We start from the raw sequence: 5,565 nt of genomic DNA, 5'->3' as shown, positions 1-5,565 counted from the left end.
AATTTTTAAGCTAAAAACGAGAGATTATTCTTCGTCTTCTTCTTCGTCGTATTTTTCAAGTTCTGCATCGCACCAATTGAAAGCAGCTTCAACTACTTTAGTTGCTTCGTCAGCGATGGTTTCCTCGTCGTCACCTTCCAAATCATCTAACCACTCAACTTCTTCCTCTTCTACATTAAGGATAAATCTTGGATATTCGGTATGAACTACAAACAAATCTTCCGGAAATTCGGAATTATCAGCCAATAAAAACTTTGGTAATTTCATTTTTCTTTAATTTAGATTTATTCAAAGGTACATAAATTTATTGAAATTTATTCTCCTTAATTTTAATTTTAGTGGTCACTTTATAAGCTGTTAAAGTCTCATTTGTTAAGGTGTCCTTAGGATTATGGGTAATATAAACTTCGGGATTAACAGTACTAATTAATTCTGCAATTTGGATTTGTTTGTAATTGTCATCATGCTCCATTTCTGGCGCGTAGTATTTTATTTTCTTATTCATTAATTTCTCCTGAACGAGAAAATTTGTAATTTCCTTTCTGTTTTCGAGGTAGTTAGCTCTAGAAAGCCAAATGAAAGCCAACCCAGTTACAAAACTCATGATTGTTATACCATAGGTAAGCTTGCCGAATACTGCATAGATTTTCTTAAAGTAAACCAGCCATATAGAAAGGATGAAAGGAGATAGTAGTCGGTAATCCAATGCGTTGACCGAGTAGAAATATTGCACGAAAAAGGAGCATACAATCCCTATTGTTCCGATGAATACAAAATATTTTTCTGTGGAAGATAGCCGATTTTTAATAGATAGGAAAACAAAGACAATTATATTTAAAAATCCGATCCCAAAAATAGCCCAATTAACTATTCCTCCTCCTGGATTTGGAATATGTATAAAAGGATTAAAGCTGGTAGTAAGTCCTTCAAAAGCTTCGTACAGAAGTTGAGAAGTAGGTTTGAGGCCTATATCTAAATTGTCTTTGGTGTATGTTTCGTTAAAATAGTCAATCATCAGAATTTTGTACAGTGCTACAAATACGACTCCAATAACTCCTGAAATCATAAAGTATTTTCCATAGTTTTTCTTCCAAGAGATTAGACCGAAAAGGAAAACGCCGCCCATGAGAAATAGTGCACTGTATCTGACATTGAAAGCTAAAATCAAAGCTAAACTCAGATAGAGGATTGCTTTCCAGTTTTGGATTTCGCCGATGATAATTTGTCTCCCGACAAAAAGCAAGAGAAAGATAAAAGGCAGAATTAATACCTCGCTCATGGTGTAAGAAAAGATAGAAACATATAAGAAAAGTCCACAGGTAAGGACTATTTCTCGGAAATAGAATTTCTTTTTCCAAGCAAAGAATAAGAGGAAGAAATAGCATGCAATTCCTAGGACCTTGCTTGACCAAAATTCATCTAATCCAAAAAATGTTAAAAATTTCAGACTTATAGGATAGCCCAATGGAGTAATAGTATTATCAACGATAGGAAAAACGTGAGCAGTCCTCATAAATCGAATTGAGTCAGGATTAACTCTTCCTTTTTCATTTAATAAAAAACGAATAATTATCATTGCTAAACTTATGATAATTAATACTTTGTTGAATGTGTTTTCTTTTGTAGTCTCTTTCATTATTGTAAAAAAACCTTATAGATTTGCAAAAATCTATAAGGTTTGTATCATTATTGAATTGGCATTTCTAATTATTTTGCAAACATTTTGGCTACTTTTTCCGCTTTTTTGGATTCGGAATAGTCGTAGAAACCTTCACCAGATTTTACTCCAAATTTTCCTGCAGTCACCATATTGACTAGGAGTGGATTAGGAGCATATTTTGGATTTTTGAAGCCGTCATACATCACATTAAGAATTGCTAAGCAAACATCTAACCCAATAAAATCAGCTAGTTGTAGAGGTCCCATTGGATGAGCCATACCTAACTTCATGACGGTGTCAATTTCTTCAACGCCAGCTACTCCATTGTAAAGTGTTTCGATAGCCTCATTAATCATCGGCATTAGGATTCTGTTAGCGACAAATCCTGGATAATCATTAACTTCAACTGGAACTTTACCCAATGTTTTGGACATTTCGAAAATAGCATCAAAGGTTTCTTTAGAAGTAGAATAGCCTTTAATGATTTCTACTAGTTTCATGATTGGAACAGGATTCATAAAGTGCATTCCGATAACCTTCTCTGGTCTTTTTGTTGCTGACGCAATTTTAGTAATTGAGATAGAAGAAGTGTTGGTGGAAAGGATGCAATGCTCTGGAGCTAATTCGTCCATTTGTTTGAAAATCTTCAATTTCAGGTCTAGATTTTCTGTTGCAGCTTCCACGATGAGGTCTGCATTTTTTGCAGCATCTCCCAGTTCAGTAAAAGTGGAAATATTGTTAAGCGTTTCTTGTTTTTGTTCCTCAGTTAGATTTCCTTTTGCAATGATGCGGTCGAGATTGGTAGTGATAATCTGCAAAGCGCGGTTAATATTATCTTGCTTTACATCTACCAAACTTACTTTAAAACCAGTTTGTGCAAACGTATGGGCGATTCCATTTCCCATTGTTCCAGCTCCGATGACTACGATGTTTTTCATATTATTATATATCAGAAATTATATTAAATTCTTATTTGGTATAGTATTTTCCTTCTGTAAGATACGTCGGTTTTTTAGATTCTCTAGCATTAAAAAGTGTTTTGTAATATCTCCTTGTGCCACCCATTTCGTTCCTATACACCGAAAAATGAAGATGATAGCCTTGTGTCAAACCAGTATTTCCACATTTAGCAATAACATCACCTGCTTCAACAAAGTCTCCTTCGTTAACTTTATTTGAGTTTTTGGCAAGATGTACATATTCTGCTAAAGTACCATCTTCGTGCAGTATAATAATTCTATTGTTGAATTTTGAACAATTTTCGGAAGGACATGATTTATTATGATGTATAATTACTTTTGCAACCTTTCCTGCCCTTGCAGCTAGGACATTTTCTTCCTTTTGTAGGCCAAAGTCTAGCGAATATGTATTTCGATGCGAAAAAATTCCATTATATCCTTGATATATTTTGTGTTTTTTGCCTGTTTCAAAAGGTAACTGATAGATAAAATTATTCTCGCTACTATCATCTCGAACATCACCCAAGACAAATCCTGCTCCATATTCGAAATTTGATTTTTTATTTGGAACTACAGAAAATGTCATGATGACATTTCTCTTTGATTTTTCAGGAAGTACAACAGTGAACTTTTTTGCAGTTGATGAAATGATATTTTCGCCATTCCAAGAGAATTCTACTGAAATAGGGGCGTTTTCATTATTGTCTGCAAAAACGGTGTGTTGCCTTTCGATATTCTCCTTGTAGATTTTTAGCTGAAGACTATCATCAGCTTGTGCACTACATAAAAATGATAACAGAGAAAAGAGCAAATAAATAAATTTCACAGAACAATTTTTTTTTACATAAAATTAATTCACCAAAGAATCCCAAACTACCTTTGATACATCCGAAATTATTTTGCACATATCTTCTTCGCTTTCCTTAGAGTCATTGACAAACACTGAAATCGCGTAATGTCTTCCATTGGGTAAGGTAACAATTCCTATATCATTATGTGCAGCAGTAATTCCCTCTGAATTGGTCGAAGAAGAACCCGTTTTGTGGGCTACAGGCGTTCCTTTTGGTAGTTGTTCGATAAGCTTGTTGGTTCCTGTTGTGGTTCCTAACATTACATTCATCAGGAAATCTGTAGAAGGTTTTGTTAGGATTTTTCCGTCGTAAAATTCTTTTAATAATTTAGAAGCCGATTCTGCGGTTGTATAGTTTTCATATTGACGTCTCCAACCTTGCTGCATTTGTTCTTCGTTGTACTTGATTTGGAAGTTTTTTACTTTTTTAGAATTCATGAACTCCTGTACCGATTTGGGACCTCCAATCATTCTGAGTAAAATGTCACAACCGTTATTGTCACTTTGAGCAACAGTATAATCAATAATTTGGTCTAGTGTCAAATCTGGTGTTCCTGCTGGATAGGCTTCTCGGATTGGACTCCAAGTATCTTCTAATAAATCCGATTTTTTAATAGGAATTTTCTTGTCCAACTTCAATCTTCCTTTATCCACCCAATCCATCACTGTCAGCGCAATATGAAACTTGAAAACGCTTTGCATCACCATTCTTTTTGACCCGTATTTATTTTGATATTCCATTGGGAAATCAATTCCCAAAACCGAAACCGCAACAATGGCATCTTTGTCTTTGGTAATGGCGTCAATATCTTTTTTGAGGTCAATTTTTTGTGCGAAAAAACAAGTGGAAAATAGAAGGAATAATAGGGTAGAAGTCGTTTTCATTAATGAATCTTAAATTATAAATTGAATCAAATCACGTCTTGTCCAAAGTTAAAATAAAATTCCAAATCTGAGGCTTTTCCATGAAGAAATTCACTTTTTTTGAAATTATTGGAGGATGTCAACTTTCAAAATTACTTCGCTTTGACTCCATTCTTATACATCTCCTCCTTGACTAGTTTTCCAGAATCGTCAAAGTAAGATGCTTTCCCATTCAATTGATCATCTTGAAAATTTAATTTCTGCTTAACCTGTCCATTTTCGTAATATATAGTGACTTCGCCCTGACGTTTGCCATTAATGTAATTTTGTACTTCTTCAATTTTCCCCGAAGGATAATAGAACTTAACTTGGCCCTCTAATTTGCTCATACCATTTTGGTATTTGTAGTTTTCTTCGGTGTCTAAACTGCCTTTAATCTTGTCATAGTTTTTCCAAAGTCCAATTTTAAACCCTTTTTTAAACTTTCCTTCCGCTACTTTTATTCCTTTTTCAGTGAATTCAGCATAATTTCCATCATATAGATTTTCTTTCCAATCAGCTATCATCTTGATTTCTCCGTTGGCATGGAAAGTCTTACAGGTCCCGTTTTGCAGGTTGTGAAATTGGTAACATTGCGTGGAAGAGGGCTTTCCGCTTTTGAAACCGTCAAACGGATTGGGTTTTAATTTAGCTTCAATTAATTGTCCATTTTCAGTGATTTCCACAAAGGTGTTCGCTTTAGCTGAAGTATTGTAATTATAGTAATATCTCTCGTAAATAGGCGTCGCACTTGTGATATTACCCAATCCATTCGCTACATATACGGTGCCTGTTTGTTCAACAGCTCTTCCTGTTCCTACATATCCAATGGTGGTCTCAAGGTAATATTTTCCTGGCTTCATGTTGGGGAATTCAAAATTTCCGTATTCATCAGTTTTGGTTTCAAGTCTCCATGCAAAAGCTTCTGGTGTCATGACAACGTTATCCCCTTTGTGGTCTTTTTTCAGTTCATACCATTCTTCGAAATATTCAGTTGCCGGAAAAAGCGTTACAACAGTATTTTTACCCGCATATTGTTTGTTTGAGCTTACAAATTCCCCTGTCAAGACATAGGCTTTTCCTCTAATGGTCGATTTTCCTTTCTCTAGGGCTTTTTGAGCAGTAGCTTTATTAAAAAATAGTTGAGGAAAATATGTTTTTTTATCCTGTGAAATATAAAGAACTGATATTAA

The 5,565-nt window shown here is 34.6% G+C and carries 6 protein-coding genes; all 6 read right to left on the bottom strand.

Translation table 11 applies throughout. From position 1 onward, the window contains the following. Positions 1 to 24 precede the first annotated feature (24 nt). A complete protein-coding gene (locus AC4AGG_RS15085) occupies positions 25 to 267 on the bottom strand; it encodes a DUF8828 family protein (RefSeq protein ID WP_489772847.1) in 243 nt (80 codons plus the stop codon). A gap of 37 nt (positions 268 to 304) precedes the next feature. Continuing rightward, positions 305 to 1,636 (bottom strand): hypothetical protein, encoded by a 1,332-nt coding sequence (locus AC4AGG_RS15080; protein ID WP_489772846.1) that lies wholly within the window; start codon positions 1,634 to 1,636, stop codon positions 305 to 307. Positions 1,637 to 1,707: 71 nt separating this feature from the next. Further along, the gene (locus tag AC4AGG_RS15075; RefSeq protein WP_489772845.1) at positions 1,708 to 2,598 is read right to left on the bottom strand and encodes a 3-hydroxybutyryl-CoA dehydrogenase; all 891 of its coding nucleotides are present in this window, start codon (positions 2,596 to 2,598) and stop codon (positions 1,708 to 1,710) included. A 31-nt stretch (positions 2,599 to 2,629) separates the two neighbouring features. Next, positions 2,630 to 3,445: a M23 family metallopeptidase gene (locus AC4AGG_RS15070; RefSeq protein ID WP_489772844.1), complete on the bottom strand. Its 816-nt coding sequence runs from the start codon at positions 3,443 to 3,445 to the stop codon at positions 2,630 to 2,632. Between the two features lie 24 nt (positions 3,446 to 3,469). Further along, positions 3,470 to 4,354: a class A beta-lactamase, subclass A2 gene (gene bla / locus AC4AGG_RS15065; protein WP_489772843.1), complete on the bottom strand. Its 885-nt coding sequence runs from the start codon at positions 4,352 to 4,354 to the stop codon at positions 3,470 to 3,472. A 131-nt stretch (positions 4,355 to 4,485) separates the two neighbouring features. Next, positions 4,486 to 5,565: toxin-antitoxin system YwqK family antitoxin (locus tag AC4AGG_RS15060; protein WP_489772842.1), on the bottom strand; the 1,080-nt coding region annotated here is incomplete at its 5' end.

It is taken from the genome of Chryseobacterium sp. CG10_8, assembly GCF_058117085.1.
Note: the sequence above shows the minus strand (reverse complement) of the source record. Positions and strands in the feature narration are given on the sequence as shown.